This window comes from Candidatus Methylomirabilota bacterium (assembly GCA_003104975.1).
Taxonomy (GTDB): domain Bacteria; phylum Methylomirabilota; class Methylomirabilia; order Methylomirabilales; family Methylomirabilaceae; genus Methylomirabilis.
Map to the genome: position 1 here is coordinate 91,446 of PQAM01000010.1, position 18,563 is coordinate 110,008.

Here is an 18,563-nt window from a genome sequence, read left to right on the forward strand (position 1 = left end):
CTATCACCTACTCGACCGTAACGCTCTTGGCGAGGTTGCGGGGCTGGTCAACGTCGCATCCATTCCGTACGGCGATATGGTAGGCGAGAAGCTGGAGTGGAACAACGAGGAGCAGGGGCATCAGATGGGGAGAGGTATGCGGGACACCGACCAGATGATCGGCCTTGGCCAATAAGCGGGAGTCGGTCTCGTCGGAGATGGCGATGACGATCCCGTTGCGTGTCTTGACCTCCTCGATATTGCTGACGACCTTTTCGATAGTCTTGTCGTTGGGGGCCAGAAAGACGACCGGCATCTCTTCCGTAATCAGCGCGATCGGTCCATGTTTCATCTCGCCGGCCGGATACCCCTCGGCGTGGATGTAGGAGATCTCCTTCAGCTTCAGCGCCCCCTCCAGTGCAATGGGATAGTTGATCCCGCGTCCCAGGTAGAGGAAATTCGAGGCCGCGTGAAAGCGAGTCGCCAGCTCTTCTATGGTGGGTCCGAGCGAGAGCGCCTGCTCCATCCGTTGCGGCAGGCGGATCAATTCGCTGAGCAATTCCTGCGTTCTCGAGCCGTCAAGGCGTCCTCTCGCCCGACCCAGGGCTAATGCCAGCAGGTAGAGGGCGGCCAGTTGGGTGGTGAAGGCCTTCGTCGAGGCGACACCGATCTCCGGGCCGGCGTGGGTGTACAGTACGCCGTCACTTTCTCGGCTGAGCGTGGAGCCGACCACGTTACAGATGGCCAGGGACTTGCAGCCGCGGCGTCGGGCCTCACGCAGCGAAACCAGGGTGTCCAGCGTCTCACCGGATTGACTGATGGTGATGACCAGCGTTCGCTCATTCAGAATGGGGTCGCGGTACCGGAATTCCGAGCCGTAGTCAACCTCGACCGGAATCCGTGCCAGATCCTCAATGAGAAACTTCCCGACCAGCCCGGCGTGCCAGGAGGTCCCGCAGGCGACGACGACGATCCGATCGATCGTCTGCAGGGCGTCATGAACCGCCTCGAGTCCCTCCAGGTAGAGCTGGCCGCTCTCCAGCGAAAATCGACCGCGAATGGTATCGCGGATCGCGCGCGGTTGCTCATAGATTTCCTTCAGCATAAAGTGCTTATAGCCGCTCTTCTCCGCCATAAGCGGCGTCCAGAGGATCTTCTGGACCTTCTTCTCCACCGGTTCTCCGACCAGGGTGGTGACGTTGACGCCGTCGTGAGAAAGAACGACCACCTCCTCGTCGTCTAAGAACAGGACATCGCGTGTGTGGGAGAGGATGGCGGGGAGGTCGGAGGCGATAAGGAACTCCCCATCACCCAGCCCCACCACGAGGGGACTGCCGTTTCTGGCCGCTATCAGCCGGTGCGGATCACCGCGCCAGAGGATGCCCAGGGCATAGGTTCCAACGATGCCCGCCAGGGCCCGGCGTACGGCCAGCTCCAGGTCCCCCGTCTCTTTCAGGTGCGTCTCGATCAGGTGGGCGATGACCTCGGTGTCGGTGTCGGACTTGAAATGGTGTCCCTCCTGCCGGAGCTGCTCTTTAAGCGCCAGATAGTTCTCGATGATCCCGTTGTGGACGACCACAAGATCGCCGGTGCAGTCGCTGTGGGGATGCGCATTGTTTTCAGTAGGCCGACCGTGCGTGGCCCAGCGCGTATGGCCGAGTCCGATCTCGCCGGCGAGATCGCGCCCCCACAGCGCATTCTCCAACTCTTTGATCTTTCCGACGCTGCGATGGACGACGACCCGGTCCTGTTGGAGGATCGCGAGCCCCGCCGAGTCATAGCCTCGATACTCCAGTCGCTTCAATCCCTCGAGGAGGACCGGAACGACCTTCTTGTGTCCGACGTACCCGACGATTCCGCACATCGCATTACCCCTTTCGGCGTGTGGACCGAAATGCCTCAGCGGAGCCGCTCTTGTTGACCTGCCGTGCCCGGCCGAACGCCAGCGCATCGGGCGGCACGTCCTCGGTGATCGTCGATCCGGCGGCGATGATGGCGCCACGGCCTACCGAGACCGGCGCGACCAGGATCGCATTGCTGCCCACAAAGACGTCGTCTTCGATTACCGTCCGATGCTTGGCAAACCCGTCGTAGTTACAGGTAATCGTCCCGGCGCCGACGTTGACCCGTTCCCCGATGGTGGTGTCGCCGATGTAACTGAGGTGCGGGACCTTGGAGCCTTCGCCGACCACCGACTTCTTGACCTCGACGAAATTCCCGACCTTGGCATGCTGTTGAAGCCGGGCCTCGGGTCTCAGGTGCGCGTAGGGTCCAACCTGACATCCGTCGCCGATCTGACTCTCTTGGATGATACACCCATCCAGAATCACGGTATCGTCGCCGATGATCGAATTGCGTATCCGACAGCCCGCATAGATCGTGGTCCCCTCCCCGATCTGCGTCTGCCCTTCAAGAATCACGTTCGGGTAGAGGATCGAATCGGGACCGATGCGGGCGAGCGGTCCGATATAGGTCCGCTCTGGGTCGAGGAGGGTGACCCCTTCGGCCAGCAGACGCTGCGCGGCCCTTCGCCAGAGGAGTCGATGGACCTCCGCCAATTCGGCGCGGGTGTTGACCCCCCGGACCTCGTCGGGATCGGCCGTTCGGCAGGCCCGTACGCCGCCGGCGCGATCGCGCAGCAGCTCGATGGCGTCGGGGAGATACAGTTCGCGCTTGACGGCGGAAGGGCGGATCGCCTGGAGCGCCTCAAAGAGCGGCTGTGCGGCAAAACAGTAAACCCCTGCGTTGATCTCGTGGATCTGCCGCTCCTGCGGCGTCGCCTCCAACTCCTCCACGATTCGCAGAAGGCCGCCTGTCGCGGATCGTACCACCCGCCCATAGCCGGTCGGGTCGGACAGGTCGGTCGTGAGCACGGTCGCCAGCGCGCGAGCCTCGCGGTGCGCCCGCAGCAGAACATCGAGGGTCTGGGTGGCAAGCAGGGGCGTATCCCCGGACACAACCAAAAGATCGCCGTTGAAGCCGGCGAGGGCGTCCTGCGTGTGCAGCAGCGCGTGGGCCGTCCCGCGCTGCTCCGGTTGATAGACGAATTCGACCGCCTCGCCGGCCAGCGCCTGTTTGACCCGCTCGGCCTGGTGGCCGCCGATGACGAGGGTTCGTTTCGCCTGGAGGGGGCGGCAGGCTTCGATCACATAGGCGATCATCGGCAGACCGGCCACCGGATGCAAGACCTTCGGCAGCTTCGAGCGCATCCTGGTTCCCTGGCCTGCCGCCAGGATCACGGTACAGAGATCGTTCATGTGCGGATACCCATCTTCAGACGATGGACCATATCCCCTCCGGAGCATCAGCCATCGCTCGCCTCATGGCGATGCTACCATACCTCCTTACGGCCGTACAATCGATTGCGCAGACGAGTCGTCTCCGGTTCGAACTTCTTGAGTCCCGAGCGCGCGCAGGGCTGCCGAGACGACGAAAAGCGATCCGGTGACGACAACGGCCTCCTCCGGATCGGTGACGGCCCTGGCCAGCGAGATCGCCTCGGCGACATCCTCCACAATCTCCAGCTTTGAGCAGATGCGTTCAGCCTCCTGCAGATGACGCGGGTCGGCGGCGCGTTCGCTCTCCGGTCTGGTGAGAACAACCCGTGTTGCCAGCGGCGCCAGCTCTTGCAGCATCGCGGTCCAGTTTTTGTCCTGCAGGACGCCGAATACCAGGGTCAGACGACCGATGAACTGTTGCTCCTCCAGAAATGCCCGCAGCGCCCTCGCGCCCGCCGGGTTGTGGGCGCCGTCCAGGATCACGAGGGGTCGGCCCGGCAGGAGTTGGAGACGGCCGGGCCATCGTGTCCGGCTCAAGCCGTCGTGAATTGAACGCTCGGAAATCGCGGCACCGGCGCTCCGGAGGAGCCGGGACGCTGCAAGGGCAACAACCGCATTGACGACCTGATGTCGGCCGAGCAGGGGGATGTCGAAGCGTTCGGCGGGCTGCCCCTTTTCGCCCGCGCTGAATTGCTGACCGAACAGATCCGACCGGTGAATCCGCCAGTCGTATGCGCTCCGGACATCGACCAGGGCGACGCCGCGCTTGCGGCATGCGTCGCTGATGACGGGCAGAGCCTCGGGGGCATCGACGGCGGTGACGACACGTGTTGTCGTCTCCTTGATGATTCCTGCCTTCTCTGCGGCGATTGCCCCTAGCGTCTTTCCCAGATAGTCCTCATGCTCCAAAGCGATATTGGTGATCACTGCCACCTGGGGGGTGAGGACATTGGTCGCGTCGAACCGACCCCCAAGTCCGACCTCCACCACCGCGTAGTCTACGTCGCTCCGAACGAAGTGGAGAAAGGCCATGGCGGTCGTGACTTCAAAAAACGTCGGGTGCGTGGCGTGAAATCCCCCCACCCCCCCTTTACAAAAGGGGGGTACGGGGGGATTTGGCGTGCCGGGTGTAGGGAACAGATAGGCAATAACGGGACGAAGTTCGTCGACGATGGCAGCAACCTCGGTTTCGGCGATGGGTCGGCCGTCCACCTGGATCCGCTCGGTAAACCCAAGCAGATGCGGCGAGGTGTATAATCCGATCCGATAGCCGGCCGCTTTCAGGATCGATGACAGAAACGCAGCGGTAGACCCCTTCCCGTTCGTTCCGCCTATCAGAATAGACGGAAACCGTTGGTGCGGATCACCCACTGCTGCAAGCAGCCGTCGGATATTGTCGAGACCCAGCTTTATGCCGTATCGCTGGAGCCCGTACAGATAGGCAATTGCCTGAGAATAGGTCATACACCGCCCTTAGGGAAGGATACGTCAGGATGCGCTAATGTCTGATTGTAAAAGTCAGCGATACAACACAAAGCCGTCACCCCGGCGAAAGCCGGGGTCCAGAAGCTTATGACAACTGGATTCCGGCTTTCGCCGAAATGACGATAGCGTTGTTGGAATATGATGAGTACTTACTCAAGTAGATGCCCGGATGTGCTACCAGAGCGGGGAGCCTGGATAGCGTCGAGCCAGCCAACTGTCGAGCCCGATCGAGCGTCCGGCGCGTGTCAAGAAGACGACCAGCAGGCCGGCCATAAATGCCTGGTCCGAGGTCGTCGCGGGTGACCCGCCCCCTTTGGCCAGATAGAAATTCAACGCCATGAAGATCCCCGCCAGCGCTGCCGGACGCGTCAGAAATCCGGCCAGCAGTGCGAGCCCGGCCAGGATCATCCCCCAGGTGACCAGTCCGGCGAAGAGCTGATGATGCGGCATCACCACATCCGTCAGAAACGGCGTATACCAACCGAACGCATCGGCGGTTTTGGTCGTCAGCCACTTTTCCAACACACCCGGACCGGTAAATCCGCCGGTCAGTTTGCCGAGACCATCCTGGAAAAAGTAATAGCCGAAAAAGATGCGCAGGATTGCGACCTGCCAAAGCTTCGTATGTATCTGCCAGTTACGCGTTGACCTGGCCACCGATGCTCCCGCTTACGTGTTCACCCGGCAACCTTTCGACCTCAAAAATCCGGATACCGTCCTCCTCGCGTTTGGAGACGAGGGCCAGACCGACGCCGGCCAGCAACGATTCGAAGATCGCATCGGCAAATGGAAACTTCTCCGCGTCGAAGGCGAGCGCTACCTGCTCACCGGGTTGAAGTTCCTCGGCATGCAGTCGGAGCGTCCCCCTCAAATAGGCGATGACATCCGCGCTACACGTCAGCGCGCGGATTACGATACGCCGCATCGACCTGTCCTCACTTCGATTCCGACTTAGAGATGTACGCTAGATCTTCTTCCGCATCATGTACCAGCGGTCGGCGCCCGCCTTGGCGCGCTTGTCGGCCTCATCAATGGTCTGGGGCGGCGGCACAATGACCTCCTGACCGGGCTGCCAGTCGACCGGGCAGGCGACCCCGTACTTGTCTACGGTCTGCAGCGCCTTGAGGCTCCGCAGGATCTCGTCGATGTTGCGCCCGAACGGGATCGGATAGTACATGGCGAAACGGACGACCCCCTCCGGGTCGATAAAGAAGACGCCACGGACGGTGAGCTGGACATCGGGATTGATCAGATCGAAGAGGTTGGCCACGGTCTTCTCCGGGTCGGCGATCACCGGGAAATCCATCTTCACCTTGGCGCTCTCCTCCATGTGGCGGAGCCATTCGATATGCGAGTAGATACTGTCGACGCTCAGACCGATCACCTCGCAGTTCAGGTCCTTGAACTCCTTGTGTCGTCGGGCAAACTCAACAAACTCCGTCGTACAGACCGGTGTGAAGTCGGCTGGATGGGCGAAGAGCAGGACCCATTTACCGCGGAACTGTGACAGCGTAATGGGGCCCTTGGTGGTATTGGCCGTAAAATCCGGCGCCTTTGAGCCAATCTTGACCATGGTAACCTCCTGTGAAGCGACGTTGACGGTATTATCGGGGTCAAGCCTTCCGGTCTTGGTGTCGGGAAGCCCCTGGATCATATCTCCAGACGCCCATGTATTACCACTACTATTGTAATCTATAGTCTGTCCCCAGCGAACAAGGATTTTTCAGGCCGATCAGAACATGCCGTTCGTCCGGCGTAGCCGCCGGAACAGCCACGCGAGGGTGAGCAGCAGGCTCAACAGCGCAACCGTCATCGGCGCCGGGGGATAATCGTAATGGTTCGCAAGTACAAATGTGATGATGCTTGTAAGGATCGCGACGAGGGGGGCGACCAGAAACATGGGGCCGACCTCGCGGCAGAGGTTCTTTGCGATCAGGGCGGGAAGCACCAGGCATCCGAACGTATACAACATCCCGGACGATCGGATGGATAACCCCACGGCGAGACCAAGCAGGGTGGAGATGATCGCAGCCCATCGACCGGTATGCATTCCCACGGCAGCGGCCATGGCGGGGTCCATCAGGAAGAGTAAGGTGCGCCGATGGGCGGCCGTCAGGAAGAGTGCGGTCAGACCGGCGAGCGCGCTGAAAGCCCAGACGTCGGCGCGAGTGGCGCCGATGATGCTCGAGGCAAGCAGCCGATGGATCTCTTCCAGACCGTGCGGGCTGTGGGAGACGATGAGGATAGAGAGGCTGGCCGACAGCAGAAATACCCATCCGGTGATCGCCTCGTGGCTCTCCCGATCGGTTTCCGCCCAGCCGCCTGTCATGAGCGCGGCGACCAGTGAGAACGCCACGGCCATGGCGGACAGGAATTCATCCGAGTGGAACCAGGGAAGCGTCGTCGGGGCGACCCACGCCCCGATCCACATCGCCAAGGCGATGCCCAGCGCCCCAGCCTGCGACATGGCCGCGCCGATGAATATCTGATCGCGGGCAACCGCCAGCACCCCCACCAGCGAGAGCAGGAGGGCGATCGACCAACCGACGAGGTAGGTATTCTGGAATAGCGGCCATGACGAGAGGAACTCCTCGATCACGGGCGTGCTCCAGAGGGACAGACCCGGACTGCGACAGCGCCTGAGGGATCGCGTGTGACCTCTACGTCCACCCCATACACCCGTTCAAGGACGGCTCGGGTGAGCAGTTGCTCGCGCGGTCCGGACTCGACGCCGCCCGACCGGAAGAACGCCAGGTGTGTGGCATATCGGGCGGCGATAGCGATTTCGTGGGTGACGAAGACGAGCGTCAGGTGTTCCGTCCGATTCAGGTCGGCGAGCAGTCGCAGGAAGGCGTCTTCCGTCGAGAGGTCCAGGCCGTTCGTCGGTTCGTCGAGGATCAGCAGATCGGGTCGTCGTATCAGCGCTCGAGCCACCAGCGCCCGTTGCCGTTGCCCGCCGGAAAGGGACCAGTAGTCGCGCCCCGCCATCCCTCCCAGATCAACCTTGTCAAGCGTCCATTGAAGCCGCTCTGTTTCTTCGGTTTTACTCAGTCGAATGCCCACAAGCCCGAGTATGACAAATTCTCGGACCGTCGTGGGGAGGGCCGGATTCAGATCGCACCGCTGCGGAACAAATCCGATCCCTTCCCGTCGAGCGAGATTAGGATGAAGCCATAGTTGGCCGTCCCATGGACGCACAATCCCAAGTATGGCGCGAATCAGCGTCGTCTTGCCGGAGCCGTTCGGTCCGATGAAGAACCAGAACTCGCCTTTTCGGCACTCGACGGTGACGCGGTCCAGCACAGTCCGGCGCGCGTAGCCCACGGTCAGCCCCGTCGCTTTCAGAACGACGTCATCCTGTTCCATCTCGTACCTATGGGCCTCCTAAGGTCGCGGCTATCTCTCTCACATTATAGTCAATCATTGTAAGGTAGTCATCGGTCCCGTCGCGACCTCCTACCTGGTGGGTCAGGTTCACGACCCGGGCGCCCGTGTGTTGTGCAATGAACTGGGCGTGGCGCAGGTTGTAATACGGTGCGGCAAGGACGATCTGTACCTTTTCAGCTTTCATCCGATCCACCAGCTCGCTCAGGTGTCTGGTCGTCGGAGGGATACCTGGTTTCGGTTCCATGAAGCCGATGACTGTGATCCCAAACCGACGAGCGAAGTAAGGCCACAGGTTGTGATCGGCAACGATCTTCGTTCCGAAATGGGGAAGCATCTTCCCCAACCATCCTCCAAGCAGGGGTGCCTCGCCCTGCCCCTTCAGAAAGGGAGCAAGCTTACCGTGTTCGTACAGCAGCGCGAGCTTTTCAATATCGTACTTTCTGGCGAGCGCCTCACCCACCAGAGCGGTGCCCAGTCTCAGGTGGAAGGCGGCGTAACGATTGTCGAAATAGGGCTTGCTGTCCGGTCGCAGTTCTCCAAGCTTATCGCGGATCAGTCCGGCGACCTTGAGGCCATTCAACGGATCCAGCAGATAGTGGGGGTTACCAAGGGGATGCACGTCGCCCATCGAACGATCGACCGGACCGGTGGGCACCTCCAGGCGCTGGATAGCCATGGAGGCATCAAGATACCCGCGACCGCCGGGCAGGACTGCCGCATTCCGCGCGTTCTGCAGGAGAGCCGGGGCCCAACCGATCTCCAGGTCCATTCCCGCCTGGAGGTAGAGATCGCACTGGCTCAACGCCTTGATGAAGCTGGGCTTGGCCTCAATGAAATGCGCATCTTCCGTTCCCTTGGCGAACACGGTGACCGAGACCCGGTCCCCGCCCACCTCACGGGTAAGACTCCCCAAGTCCGGCACCGTGGCGCACACAGCAATCGACTTCGCATCCTCTTGTCGCGCAAAAGAGGCACGCGAATCGGTCAGGACGAAAGCGCCTAAAGCACAACCTAACACGCACAGCGTAGACAGGTTTGAAAGTGTTTTCAGCATATGCAATGCCCCCGTCGTTAGTACCTATGTGCAGGGTGAGCGCCGTAGAGGAATTCCACCCCCAACCAGACCGAATGTGCGTTCTGGTGTTCCAGATGATCCGCTCGGTCATAGTTATACTGCAGGCGAAGCCGCGAGAACTCAGAGGGATGCCAGACGAGCAGCGGCGAAATCCGATGCCGGTCGTCCCGGAATGGGTCGTTCGCTCGACCGTTGTAGGTCAGCACGCTGGCCCCGGTTCCGCTCGCATATTCGTAGCGCAGCCCGGCCGCCCACCCATAGGTGAACCCATACAGCGCCTGGGTATAGAAGCCCCAGTCCCGCAATGTCTTGCGCGGCAGATCGATCGTTCCGTCAGAGAACCGGTCCGCCACATAGTCCCGGCCCATCGCCTCTGACTGCCAGAGAAAGAACGGCCATCCGCGGAAGTGGGTGGCGGGACGCCAGGTCAACTTGAGATCCGTCCCATAGATGCGCGTATCGCCGTTGCGGCCCGTCGCATTCGGACCGAACAGGCCTGAAAGGCCGAATTTGGTTGTCACTGTGTTGCTGACGTTCCAGGAGTTTTCCCAACGGAGCAGATAGAGCAGGTCGCCAAGGTTTCTTACGTCTCGGTCGACAAACGGTCGTCCGCCGATCGGCCGCTCCTCAAAGAATTCGTCGTTCGACAGGAAACTGGCCGCGATCTCGCCGGTCGCATTCTGGACGCCGACGTACAGTTGAGAGTACCAGGGAAGCGACGTGAGCCACCCCAACCGAACGCCGGTCTGCCGCAGGCCATCAGGTCCGAACAGGCGTGTATTGATGACCGGCTGATCCAGCCAGTGCCATTGATGGGGATGCTGGGGATTGATCTGGCCGAACTCGGTGAAGAAATGCCCGGCCTTCAGTTGCAGTCCATATGGCAGCGCCTGCGTCGTCAGGAACGCCTCCTCCAGCTCGATACGGGTGTCGCCGACTTCAGGATCGATGAGATAGATGATGTGGGCCTCACCCGTCAGGTACGGGTCAACGGCGCCTGTGAATGACAGCTCAACATTCTGGACCGTGAAGCCGCGCTTGCGCGGATCATGATCGCCACCCTCAAGATCCCGAATCGTAGCTTCCCGTTTGGTAGAGGTTCCCGCTGCGAACAAGCCATCCAGCGAGATATCGATCAGGCGGAAGGTACTCCCGCCGATCTGGCGGGAGAGGAGATCGGTCGTTGCGGGTAGCTGCGTCGGCGCCTCGATCTCCTTTAGCGCCTGCTCAAGCGCCGTTTCAGGGGTTACGGGTTTCTCCGCTGCCGGCAACTGAGATCGCATCACTTCGATCTGACGCTGAAGCTCCTCCAACTTCTTATCCTTTTCGACGTCGCGCCGCCGAAGCTCTTGTACCTCCTTCTTGAGGGCCTCCAGCTCCGGGTTCTTGCCCTGTGCCCACGTCACTCCCGTTCCGACAATCAGTGCGGCGAGGCACGTGATCGTCATCAGGCATAGCTGTGTGATGGAGAGGGTACGCATCGAGTGTTCCTCCTCAAAGAGGATAGTCCGACCCGATCGGGACACCCCAACACGCAGGGTCACTCGGGGAAGCAGAGCTATCCCGACCGATTTGAACGTCAGGGCAACTGACTTACTGACCGAAGGCCAGTGTAGTATCCCAAACACTTCTTGACTTCATTTCCGAGGCCGTCATTCCCGCAAAAGCGGGAATCCAAAACTCCCGTTATTTCCTGGATTCCGGCTCGCGCCCGCGATGCGGCCCCCGACCTGATCGGGGGCAGAATGACGTCCGAAAATAGGCAACGAATTTCAGAAACAGGACTCTAGAATGATTTCACTATGAGAGGAAAACGGGCGGGGCGCGGCTGTGAGACGATCCGAGATCGGTGACGTAGAGAAGTGTAACGAATGGAGGATTGTGTGGAAGTGAACCAAAGAAAAACTGTAGTAGAAGTGCAACAAGAAGGCCGGTTGCGGCGACCTGATGCCAGAAATGGATCGGGCAAGACCCGTTCGCTTCCGGCTGAGGTTCGTCTTCGGAGTGATGAGTATCATGGGTCTGAGTGGAACTGGGCAGCAGCAGCCGAAGCAGCCCGCCGAGCGAGCCGGCATCCCCATGATCATGGGGATCAGGGGCCAACAGCAGAAAGCCGATGGCCAACACTACAAGGGCCGCCGCCAAACGTTCGTTTCTGCGCCGCCCCTCGCCCTGCCAGCGTCTTTTCACCTTCCCCCATCCGAGATTGGTTTGCATGCCTGCCTGCCGCCACGCATGGCTTAACGGCTTGCGCCTCCTAGCCTCCAGAATTCGGGCAACTCATACCAAGGCACTTCAGCCCTGTCAAGGTAAAACTGACAGGTAAAACTGACTCCCACGAAACAGCCGGCTGCACTTTGGGCTTGACCTCCACCCGATCAGGGCATTACCATCGTGCTGCTTCAACGGTGCCTCCTGTGCTGCGCAAGAGGAGGATACGGAGATGGCGGTCGGCGGGGTTCCGCATCCGAGCCAGATCAGCGTTCAGGTGAAGGAATACGTATGTACGGCCCTTTGGGGCAAGTGAGCCCTGAAGGGCCGTCGTATTTTCAGGAGCTACAGTCTGATCCTTAGAAAGCCCGGAACGTCCGCCTATGCGCAGGAAGTTCAGCAATTCGAATGTACTGATCAGCATACGGAGTTGGGGTTCGGCTCGAGGGCGATGATCACGTGATAGAAGTGCTATTATCCGCGGGTTCGGTTATAGCGATTGATCAGTCGAGCAAGAAGATGATTGTGAGGCTTCTTGTGAAAGGGCAGTTCCTCTCGCTAGGACCACTGCTGCGGCTCAGGTGCGTCACAAATTCGAGAGGGAGCGCGGGAATTATAAGAAACCGGCTTGCGTGGTTGCTGCTGTGGGGACTGACTGCTCTCAGCCTTATGATTCTGGTTCAGTATGGGCCATTCTTCGGGAATCACGTTGCTCGCGTGGGTCTCGGCGCAGCTCTCGGCGGTGCAACCAGCAACGTCCTTGACAGACTTAGCCGCGGGGCCGTGATTGACTTCATTGACATTGGCTTCCGGCGTGTATTCAACCTGGCGGATATTGCTATCGTCTCGGGCGTGACAATCGCCTTCTGGTTCATGCGTTAATCGCTTCCCTTAGACTGGTATCGAGGGGTCAATCGCTCTGATGAGGCAATCGGGAGGCTGGAATGCGACGCGTTCTATGGCGCTGGCGGACAATTACGATTTATAGTTACCCCGCAATGCAGTATCTTGGACTGGTCTTCGGGATTGTTGGGGGAAATTATGCGGCTAATCGGGCTGGGTTGAACTCGGCTGCCATCTTTTTGGCGACGTTCTTATTGCTTGTTCCGGCTCTGGTTGGAGCGAGGCTGTGGCATGTGGCCTTACATTGGAAAACCTACCGTCGGGCACCCGCGCGGATCTGGCGTCGCTCAGAAGGCGGCATGGCGATGTATGGTGGTTTGCCGTTCGCCTTGTTGACCTCCGTGCCGCTGCTCAGCTTCCTTCGACTGTCCTTCGGAGCCTTCTGGGACGTGGCGACCTTCACCATTTTGATCGGGATGATCTGTGGCCGCATTGGGTGTCTATTGAACGGCTGCTGTAGTGGCCGACCGACCGAAGGACGCTTGGCCCTCTATCTCCCCGATCATCGCGGCATATGGAAACGGCGCATCCCAACTCAAGTGTTGGATGCGGGATGGGCAATGTTGCTCCTGGTCGGGGCCGTTGGGTTATCGAGTCGGCTGCCCTTTCCCGGTGCGCTGTTCCTGTACTGTCTGGCCGGTTATGGCATCGGGCGCTTAGGTTTGGAGTCTACCCGTGAGCAACAGAATAAAGTGGGGACACTGTCTATCAATCACGTGATCTCGGCGGCCATAGTCGGACTGGCCGCAACAGCTTTTGTGGTGGTGTGGTACAGATAGAAGCGATATCACCTGAAAAGGGAATCATGATGAATTGGTTGCTATTGCAGACATGAGGAATACACCTAATGGATTGGTTTACAATATTGACACCTCTGCTCGTACTGCCTATCGTGATCCTTTTCGTTTTTATCGGCTGTACCTTAAACGAATCTCCACTGCTTGGGGTTCCTCCCGTGCCTGTACCGTATCAAGTCTCTTTCGTCGTCAGATTTCATCCCTCGCTCGCTGAACCGGGCGTCACTGAGTTCATTGTACTCATAAACATCACTCCAGAGGATGGAGACGTAATCCCATTGTATAAGGATGGTGCCCCAGACGATACCCAAGAGGATCAATGGTACCTATACGAGCTCGAGACGGAATTGAGTACTGGAATATACACAGTCCAGTGCACCGTATTACCCGGCAACGCTGTAGGCCAAATCATTGGGTCCGGGCCTTGCACTCTGATGGTTGACGGCGATCGCCAAGTCTCTTTTGATGCCGCGGCAGGAGCCGAAATGTTGACTGTAACCGGATGCGAGTGAGTGACAAGGAGCCGAAATAATGATCGACTGGTTCGTGCTGCTCACACCATTTTTGTTGGTGCCTATTGTGTTGCTCTTCAGCTTTGTCGGTTGTACGGCCCAATTGGGAGGGGCCGTTAGTCCCCTTCCAAAGGTGACCATGAATTTCAGATATGAAATTGCGGATATTGCTGAACAACCGCAGGTGGTTTTCAGTTGGACCATTGATGAGGAGGCTGCGGACCCGGTTCCCCTGATGGACCCAGCACCAGATCCGGAATCAGCGGGAGTGAACCTGTTTCGACACGCTATCGAAGGAGCGAGGCCAGGGGAGTGGGTAGTGCGGTGCCGTTTTTTGACCCTTGCGCAGGACGGAACTTGGCAAGGGTGGGGAGAAGCGATTTGCCCATTTCCAGTTGAGGGAATCAAAGAGTACAAGGTTTCATTCGAGCTTGGCCGGCTTGATGATGGTGGATTTGAAGTTCGGTCGAGTGTTGGGGGGTGCCCCGATTCATAAGCGACTGGCATCAAGACTGCCAGACAAGTCCAGTGCTGAAAGCGCGACATTAGAAGGGCGGGCACGTGAAAGGGGACGGTTGAGATGGCTAATGCATTAACGGGCGAATTTGATGTCGTTGCCGAGTTCGGCATGCAGGCCGTGAATCGTGTCCTTGCCGTTCAGCACCAGGGTCAGGATCCCCAGGTGTATTTCCACACCTTTGCTATAAGAATTGACGATGCTGAAACGGCGGTGCGGGGGACCGCGCAGATTCAAGTGTCGACTCCCACAGTAACACTCCCGGCGGGCGAGAATGCGTCGAAGATCACGATCCACTGTCAGCTTATGGCGTACATGGCGGCAAGTCACGACAGTGCTGCCGTGCCAGAATTTGTCCACGGCGAGATAGCGGTGACGCTTGACGTGGTACAGACCACCTCTGAGACGGAGAACGTCATTGCGATCGATTTTGGCGCTGACGACCTGGAAGTCACATTCACCCCGGATCCTGGTGCCGGCTCGGAAGAGGGTGATGGCGTTGCCTTATCTGACGAGGAGACGAATCTCGTCAATCAAATCATCCGTGAGATTGTGAGGACCGGCTTCGAGCCCGTGAATGCCGTTGTGAGGTTGCCGGCACGGGGGGAGCCGCTCCGCGTTCATCATTGGCGGTTCAGGACGATGCCCGACGATCAGCAACCGGCGGTTGCTGTACTGCTGAATGTGACGGATCAGGCGCCTTCCCCGGAAGACCTCGCCGGGGTTACCGAGGTGTTTCTACAGGAGGCGGATGACTTCGCCATCGCTATTGGCCGGGATTTCCTCGTCGCAACCCTGCTTGACGTCATGCGAGACAGGCTGCCGCGCAGCATCATAGGTACCGCAAGGATAGGGTTCTGGATATTTGGTGTAACGGTCAACTACTCTGTGAGCTTAGACCTGGACAGCGTGCGCGTGGAACTGGGCGAGGGACGAATTCGGCTGAGCGTTGGCGGCGAGCTGACGGTTAACAACCGTGGCGGCACATTTACGGTGACCCAAGATTTCAGGCTGAACGCGGACGGAGACAACATCAGTCTTGATGCGCCCGACGACCCGCATGTGGACCTGGACCTCAACCTCCCTTTCTTTTTGGAATTCGCTGAGGGACGCGTTACTGACGAAATGGTGGGGAGAGTGCGCACGGCACGCGATCAGATCCTTCGGGATGCCGGCCCTTTGGTGGGGGGCCCGCCGGCGGCATTTCGCGATATTCTTCCAGGCTTGCGAACCCCCGACCCCACTGTGATCTATATGGCGACTGAGATCCAATCTGAGGGCGTAATCGTGCGGGGCGCGCTGGACTTTGGGCCGTGGCAGGACGTAGTTGCCACCTTTGAAACGATATCCACCTGGCCCTCTCGGACACCAGTATTGTTGATTCGCATTGGGTTGACGTTCCAGGATGATCTGGAACAGGGAGTTCTTTCGCAAGAGTTCCGGAGAGTACTAGAGGAACTCCAGGGCTTTCCCCCTTCAGATCACCCTGCCATTATCACAGAGGAGGAAGGCAATCGATGGCGGATAGATGATCTCGGTAAGACATACCTTGTCATCAGGGCAGGTGAAGCGCTCAACCTATACAATTCAGTTGATCCAAGCGCGATCGATTATGAGTTCAACGCCCTTAACAGTTGGATCCCCGGCGGTACCGTCCGGCGATTTCGATGGGTGCATGGGAGTGAGGAGCGAGTTGAACAAGAGATCGTAAAGGCACACCAGTTCATCGCTCGATTTATCGGTCGCTTAGGTGGAGAGATTGGGGAAAATGGACTCCAGCCGCTACGGTGGTGCCTGGAAGTGTCGGGGGTTCAAGGCGCTCCGCCAAGGGACGTGTCGGGCTGGTCGTGTGGTATCGGTGCACCGGCGGTGGGCCCTGGACTGCTTGAGGAAGTCGGAGGCGGTGGGTTTGTCGTCGAGGTCCCGGACTCCGAAGGCGGCGTCGTTGCACACATCGAGGTGTGGCCGCCGAAGTTGCGGCCAGGTGGGCCTCGACCGCGACATCCCTTCGGAGCACATCTACTCGTGCACTTCTCAGGCTCTCCGTCGACCTCAACCTGGCCGGTATTGCGCGATGCCTTGGTTGCGCGGAGACGGAAGGACTCCGCCGTGTTTGTGATCGCAGTCGTGCCGCGGGGGCTGCGTGTACAGCCGTTGAGGGCGGATGCCAACGTAGGGTGGGCCAGAACTGAGGATGCTGAGGGGGGTTGGGCGAAGGCCTTTCGCGTGACGGAGACGCCAGTGACGTTCCTGGTGAATCCCCAGGGCAAGACCGTATGGCAGCAGGTCGGCCCATTAGAGGTCGCTTCTCTCAAAGCCGTCTTCGACGAACACCTCGTGGCGGGAAGGCCGCTCCGCTGGCAGCAACGTCATTTGAAGGTGCGAGTCGGCCAGCCCGCTCCCGACTTCATCTTTGAGTATCTGAAGGGTCAGTGGATCGCGCTTCGTAGGTTACGCCGACGACCCGTGCTCCTGAACTTCTGGAAATCCTGGTCTGAGCCATGCCTGGCCGAGCTGCGGCATCTTCAGAAACTGTATGATCGATTCGCTCGCGATGGTTGGGTTATTCTGGCCATCAACGATGAAAAAGATTCACACCGCACTCGGGAGCTGTTGAAGGAAAACGGTTTCACCTTCAATTTTGTTGCGGATACAGACCGGCGCATCGCCCGGTTATTCGGCGTGAATTGTTGGCCCACAACCGTATCGATCAATGAGGCAGGATTTGTCCACCGCATCCAATTCGGCGTGACGCCGGGCAAAAGGGGATATCGGGGATCTGTGCATACGTAAGGGGAGCCGCGGTACACCACCACCTGACCAACCTGAGTGTGTCGAAAGCTGATCCGCGTACTTTCATGATGGGCTTAGAACTGGACTTGCAGTTCGGCGATCCCTTGATGGGCGACACCGCCGTCCTCGGCATTGCTCAATCCGACCGCATTGCTGTGCGGGCTGAGGTTGGTGACGATATAGTTGCCCCGCAGGCGGACGTTGTGGTTGATATACCAGTTCAGACCGATGGTACCGGAGCGCAACTCCATCGGTCGCTCGTTAGCGGCCGTCACCGGCGACGTAAATGTACCCTTGTTATCATCGATGCGGACATGCTCATAGCGGCCGTTGACCAGCAGGCCCTTCAGCTTGTTGCCGAAGACCCAGTAGCCGATCGACCCATACCCGCCCTGCATGATGAGGTTATCGAGGTTTCCGTCTCCGGCGCCCAGGCCGTCACGTTCCTGGGAGGCGTAGGCGTACTCGCCCTTGATGACGAACGGGTAGAGGTCGAAGACGATATCGCCGCCGCCGGTGACCCGATTGCCGTTGATCAAGAAGCCGTTCTGCGTCCCGCCTTCGCCGTTGCCGGCCAGCCTGACATTCGTCGGGCCGACCGGATTGAAGCGGTGAAACGGCGAACCGCCCCCGACCGGTCTCGTCACCCCCGCGGGATCGGTGGCGCCATTGCCTCGTACGACCCGAAAGGTGCGGTGATCGGCATTCAGACCGATGGTGAGCGTCCCAACGGGGACCGGCGGTGCAAAGGTCACGCGGCCGGTGAACTCCTTATCGCCGTCGTTGTCGATGCTGTTGGGGCACTGGTCGACCCGGCCGCAGCCGTTATAGATCCCCACCCCGTAGTAGACCGGTACGGCAGCAAGCTTCAGGTTGCCCTCGACGGTGGCGCCGACTTGATATTCCGGGGACAATGCCCGTGAAATCACCGCCCGCTCGGCAAAGTCCAGGTCCCGTGACGAGGTGAGCATCTCGAGGCCGAATCGGGCCTTGTACTGTCCAAGGGTCACCTTCGCCCACGGGGCGTATGTATAGTTGGCGTAGGCCTCCTCAAGCCGCGTACCGATGGAGCCGCCCGTAATCTCCGGCTCGATCAGAAAGCCGAAGTCCCTGAAGACCTGGCCGCTGATGATCAGCCGGGTGCGGCGGATCCGAAAGGTGCTCGGATCGTGTCGCGCCAGCCCGGCTTTCGTCAGGTCTTGTCCATCGACGACGCCCGGGAATCCTTCCTCTTTCCGCGCCCCTTCAACGATGAACCAGTTCTGCATGAACCCACGCAGGCTGAGGCTGAACTGGCCATCAGCCGATTTCAGAAAGAACCCCTTTCCGGGCACGGGGTCATATCCGGTCTGGAGGGAGGGCGCCGCAGCCTCCGCGGCCTGCTTCTCCACCTCCATCATACGTCGGGTCACCTCGTCCTGTTGCGTGGTGCGCTCCTGCCGCAGCCGCTGCATCTCCTGCCGTAACTGCTGCAACGACCGCTGCTGCGCCTCAAAGGCCTGCTCCAGCTCGGTGAGCTTGTCGGCCCACGCCCCTACCGGGGCGAGCAGCAGGGCGCTGCCCAAAACGACACTACGAATCCATCGCCATCTTTGAGCCATGATTCTTTTCCCCCTACTTTTTAGG

17 protein-coding genes are annotated in these 18,563 nt (G+C 59.6%); 6 read left to right on the forward strand and 11 right to left on the reverse strand.

What is annotated here, in order from left to right:
- Positions 1–7: 7 nt before the first annotated feature.
- The 10 genes from glmS to C3F12_07350 all read right to left on the reverse strand — a co-directional run bounded on the left by glmS (position 8) and on the right by C3F12_07350 (position 10,685).
- On the reverse strand, positions 8–1,843 hold the full coding sequence (gene glmS, locus C3F12_07305) for a glutamine--fructose-6-phosphate transaminase (isomerizing) (GenBank protein ID PWB45876.1): 1,836 nt from the start codon (positions 1,841–1,843) through the stop codon (positions 8–10).
- Positions 1,844–1,847: 4 nt separating this feature from the next.
- Positions 1,848–3,236: a bifunctional UDP-N-acetylglucosamine diphosphorylase/glucosamine-1-phosphate N-acetyltransferase GlmU gene (gene glmU, locus C3F12_07310; protein ID PWB45877.1), complete on the reverse strand. Its 1,389-nt coding sequence runs from the start codon at positions 3,234–3,236 to the stop codon at positions 1,848–1,850.
- Between the two features lie 87 nt (positions 3,237–3,323).
- Positions 3,324–4,721, reverse strand: a complete 1,398-nt coding sequence (locus tag C3F12_07315; protein ID PWB45878.1) for a bifunctional folylpolyglutamate synthase/dihydrofolate synthase — start codon at positions 4,719–4,721, stop codon at positions 3,324–3,326.
- A 195-nt stretch (positions 4,722–4,916) separates the two neighbouring features.
- Positions 4,917–5,399: a hypothetical protein gene (locus C3F12_07320; protein ID PWB45879.1), complete on the reverse strand. Its 483-nt coding sequence runs from the start codon at positions 5,397–5,399 to the stop codon at positions 4,917–4,919.
- Positions 5,380–5,667, reverse strand: coding sequence for a hypothetical protein (locus C3F12_07325; GenBank protein ID PWB45880.1), 288 nt, complete (start codon positions 5,665–5,667; stop codon positions 5,380–5,382). The genes C3F12_07320 and C3F12_07325 overlap by 20 nt, the downstream gene beginning before the upstream one ends.
- Before the next feature lie 39 nt (positions 5,668–5,706).
- Positions 5,707–6,315 (reverse strand): peroxiredoxin, encoded by a 609-nt coding sequence (locus tag C3F12_07330; protein PWB46391.1) that lies wholly within the window; start codon positions 6,313–6,315, stop codon positions 5,707–5,709.
- Between the two features lie 159 nt (positions 6,316–6,474).
- Positions 6,475–7,362 carry a hypothetical protein gene (locus tag C3F12_07335; GenBank protein ID PWB45881.1) on the reverse strand — a complete coding sequence of 296 codons (888 nt, stop codon included), beginning with the start codon at positions 7,360–7,362 and terminating at the stop codon, positions 6,475–6,477.
- Positions 7,338–8,108 carry a metal ABC transporter ATP-binding protein gene (locus tag C3F12_07340; GenBank protein PWB45882.1) on the reverse strand — a complete coding sequence of 257 codons (771 nt, stop codon included), beginning with the start codon at positions 8,106–8,108 and terminating at the stop codon, positions 7,338–7,340. Before C3F12_07340 ends, C3F12_07335 begins: the two co-directional genes overlap by 25 nt.
- A 7-nt stretch (positions 8,109–8,115) precedes the next feature.
- Entirely contained in the window at positions 8,116–9,183 is a 1,068-nt protein-coding gene (locus C3F12_07345) for a zinc ABC transporter substrate-binding protein (GenBank protein ID PWB45883.1), read from the reverse strand.
- A 17-nt stretch (positions 9,184–9,200) separates the two neighbouring features.
- Positions 9,201–10,685: a hypothetical protein gene (locus C3F12_07350; GenBank protein ID PWB45884.1), complete on the reverse strand. Its 1,485-nt coding sequence runs from the start codon at positions 10,683–10,685 to the stop codon at positions 9,201–9,203.
- Positions 10,686–11,160: 475 nt separating this feature from the next.
- On the opposite strand from C3F12_07350, the gene C3F12_07355 reads away from it, so the two are divergent.
- The 6 genes from C3F12_07355 (at position 11,161) to C3F12_07380 (ending at position 16,937) form a co-directional block, all read left to right on the forward strand.
- The gene (locus C3F12_07355) at positions 11,161–11,448 is read left to right on the forward strand and encodes a hypothetical protein (protein PWB45885.1); all 288 of its coding nucleotides are present in this window, start codon (positions 11,161–11,163) and stop codon (positions 11,446–11,448) included.
- A gap of 426 nt (positions 11,449–11,874) precedes the next feature.
- Positions 11,875–12,297 (forward strand): hypothetical protein, encoded by a 423-nt coding sequence (locus C3F12_07360; GenBank protein ID PWB45886.1) that lies wholly within the window; start codon positions 11,875–11,877, stop codon positions 12,295–12,297.
- A gap of 62 nt (positions 12,298–12,359) precedes the next feature.
- Positions 12,360–13,097 (forward strand): hypothetical protein, encoded by a 738-nt coding sequence (locus C3F12_07365; protein ID PWB45887.1) that lies wholly within the window; start codon positions 12,360–12,362, stop codon positions 13,095–13,097.
- A 68-nt stretch (positions 13,098–13,165) separates the two neighbouring features.
- Positions 13,166–13,627 (forward strand): hypothetical protein, encoded by a 462-nt coding sequence (locus C3F12_07370; protein ID PWB45888.1) that lies wholly within the window; start codon positions 13,166–13,168, stop codon positions 13,625–13,627.
- A gap of 19 nt (positions 13,628–13,646) precedes the next feature.
- A complete protein-coding gene (locus C3F12_07375; protein PWB45889.1) occupies positions 13,647–14,123 on the forward strand; it encodes a hypothetical protein in 477 nt (158 codons plus the stop codon).
- 84 nt (positions 14,124–14,207) lie between these two features.
- Positions 14,208–16,937 carry a hypothetical protein gene (locus tag C3F12_07380; GenBank protein PWB45890.1) on the forward strand — a complete coding sequence of 910 codons (2,730 nt, stop codon included), beginning with the start codon at positions 14,208–14,210 and terminating at the stop codon, positions 16,935–16,937.
- 74 nt (positions 16,938–17,011) lie between these two features.
- Here C3F12_07380 and C3F12_07385 read toward each other — a convergent pair whose 3' ends face one another.
- Positions 17,012–18,538 (reverse strand): hypothetical protein, encoded by a 1,527-nt coding sequence (locus C3F12_07385; protein ID PWB45891.1) that lies wholly within the window; start codon positions 18,536–18,538, stop codon positions 17,012–17,014.
- Between the last annotated feature and the right edge of the window lie 25 nt (positions 18,539–18,563).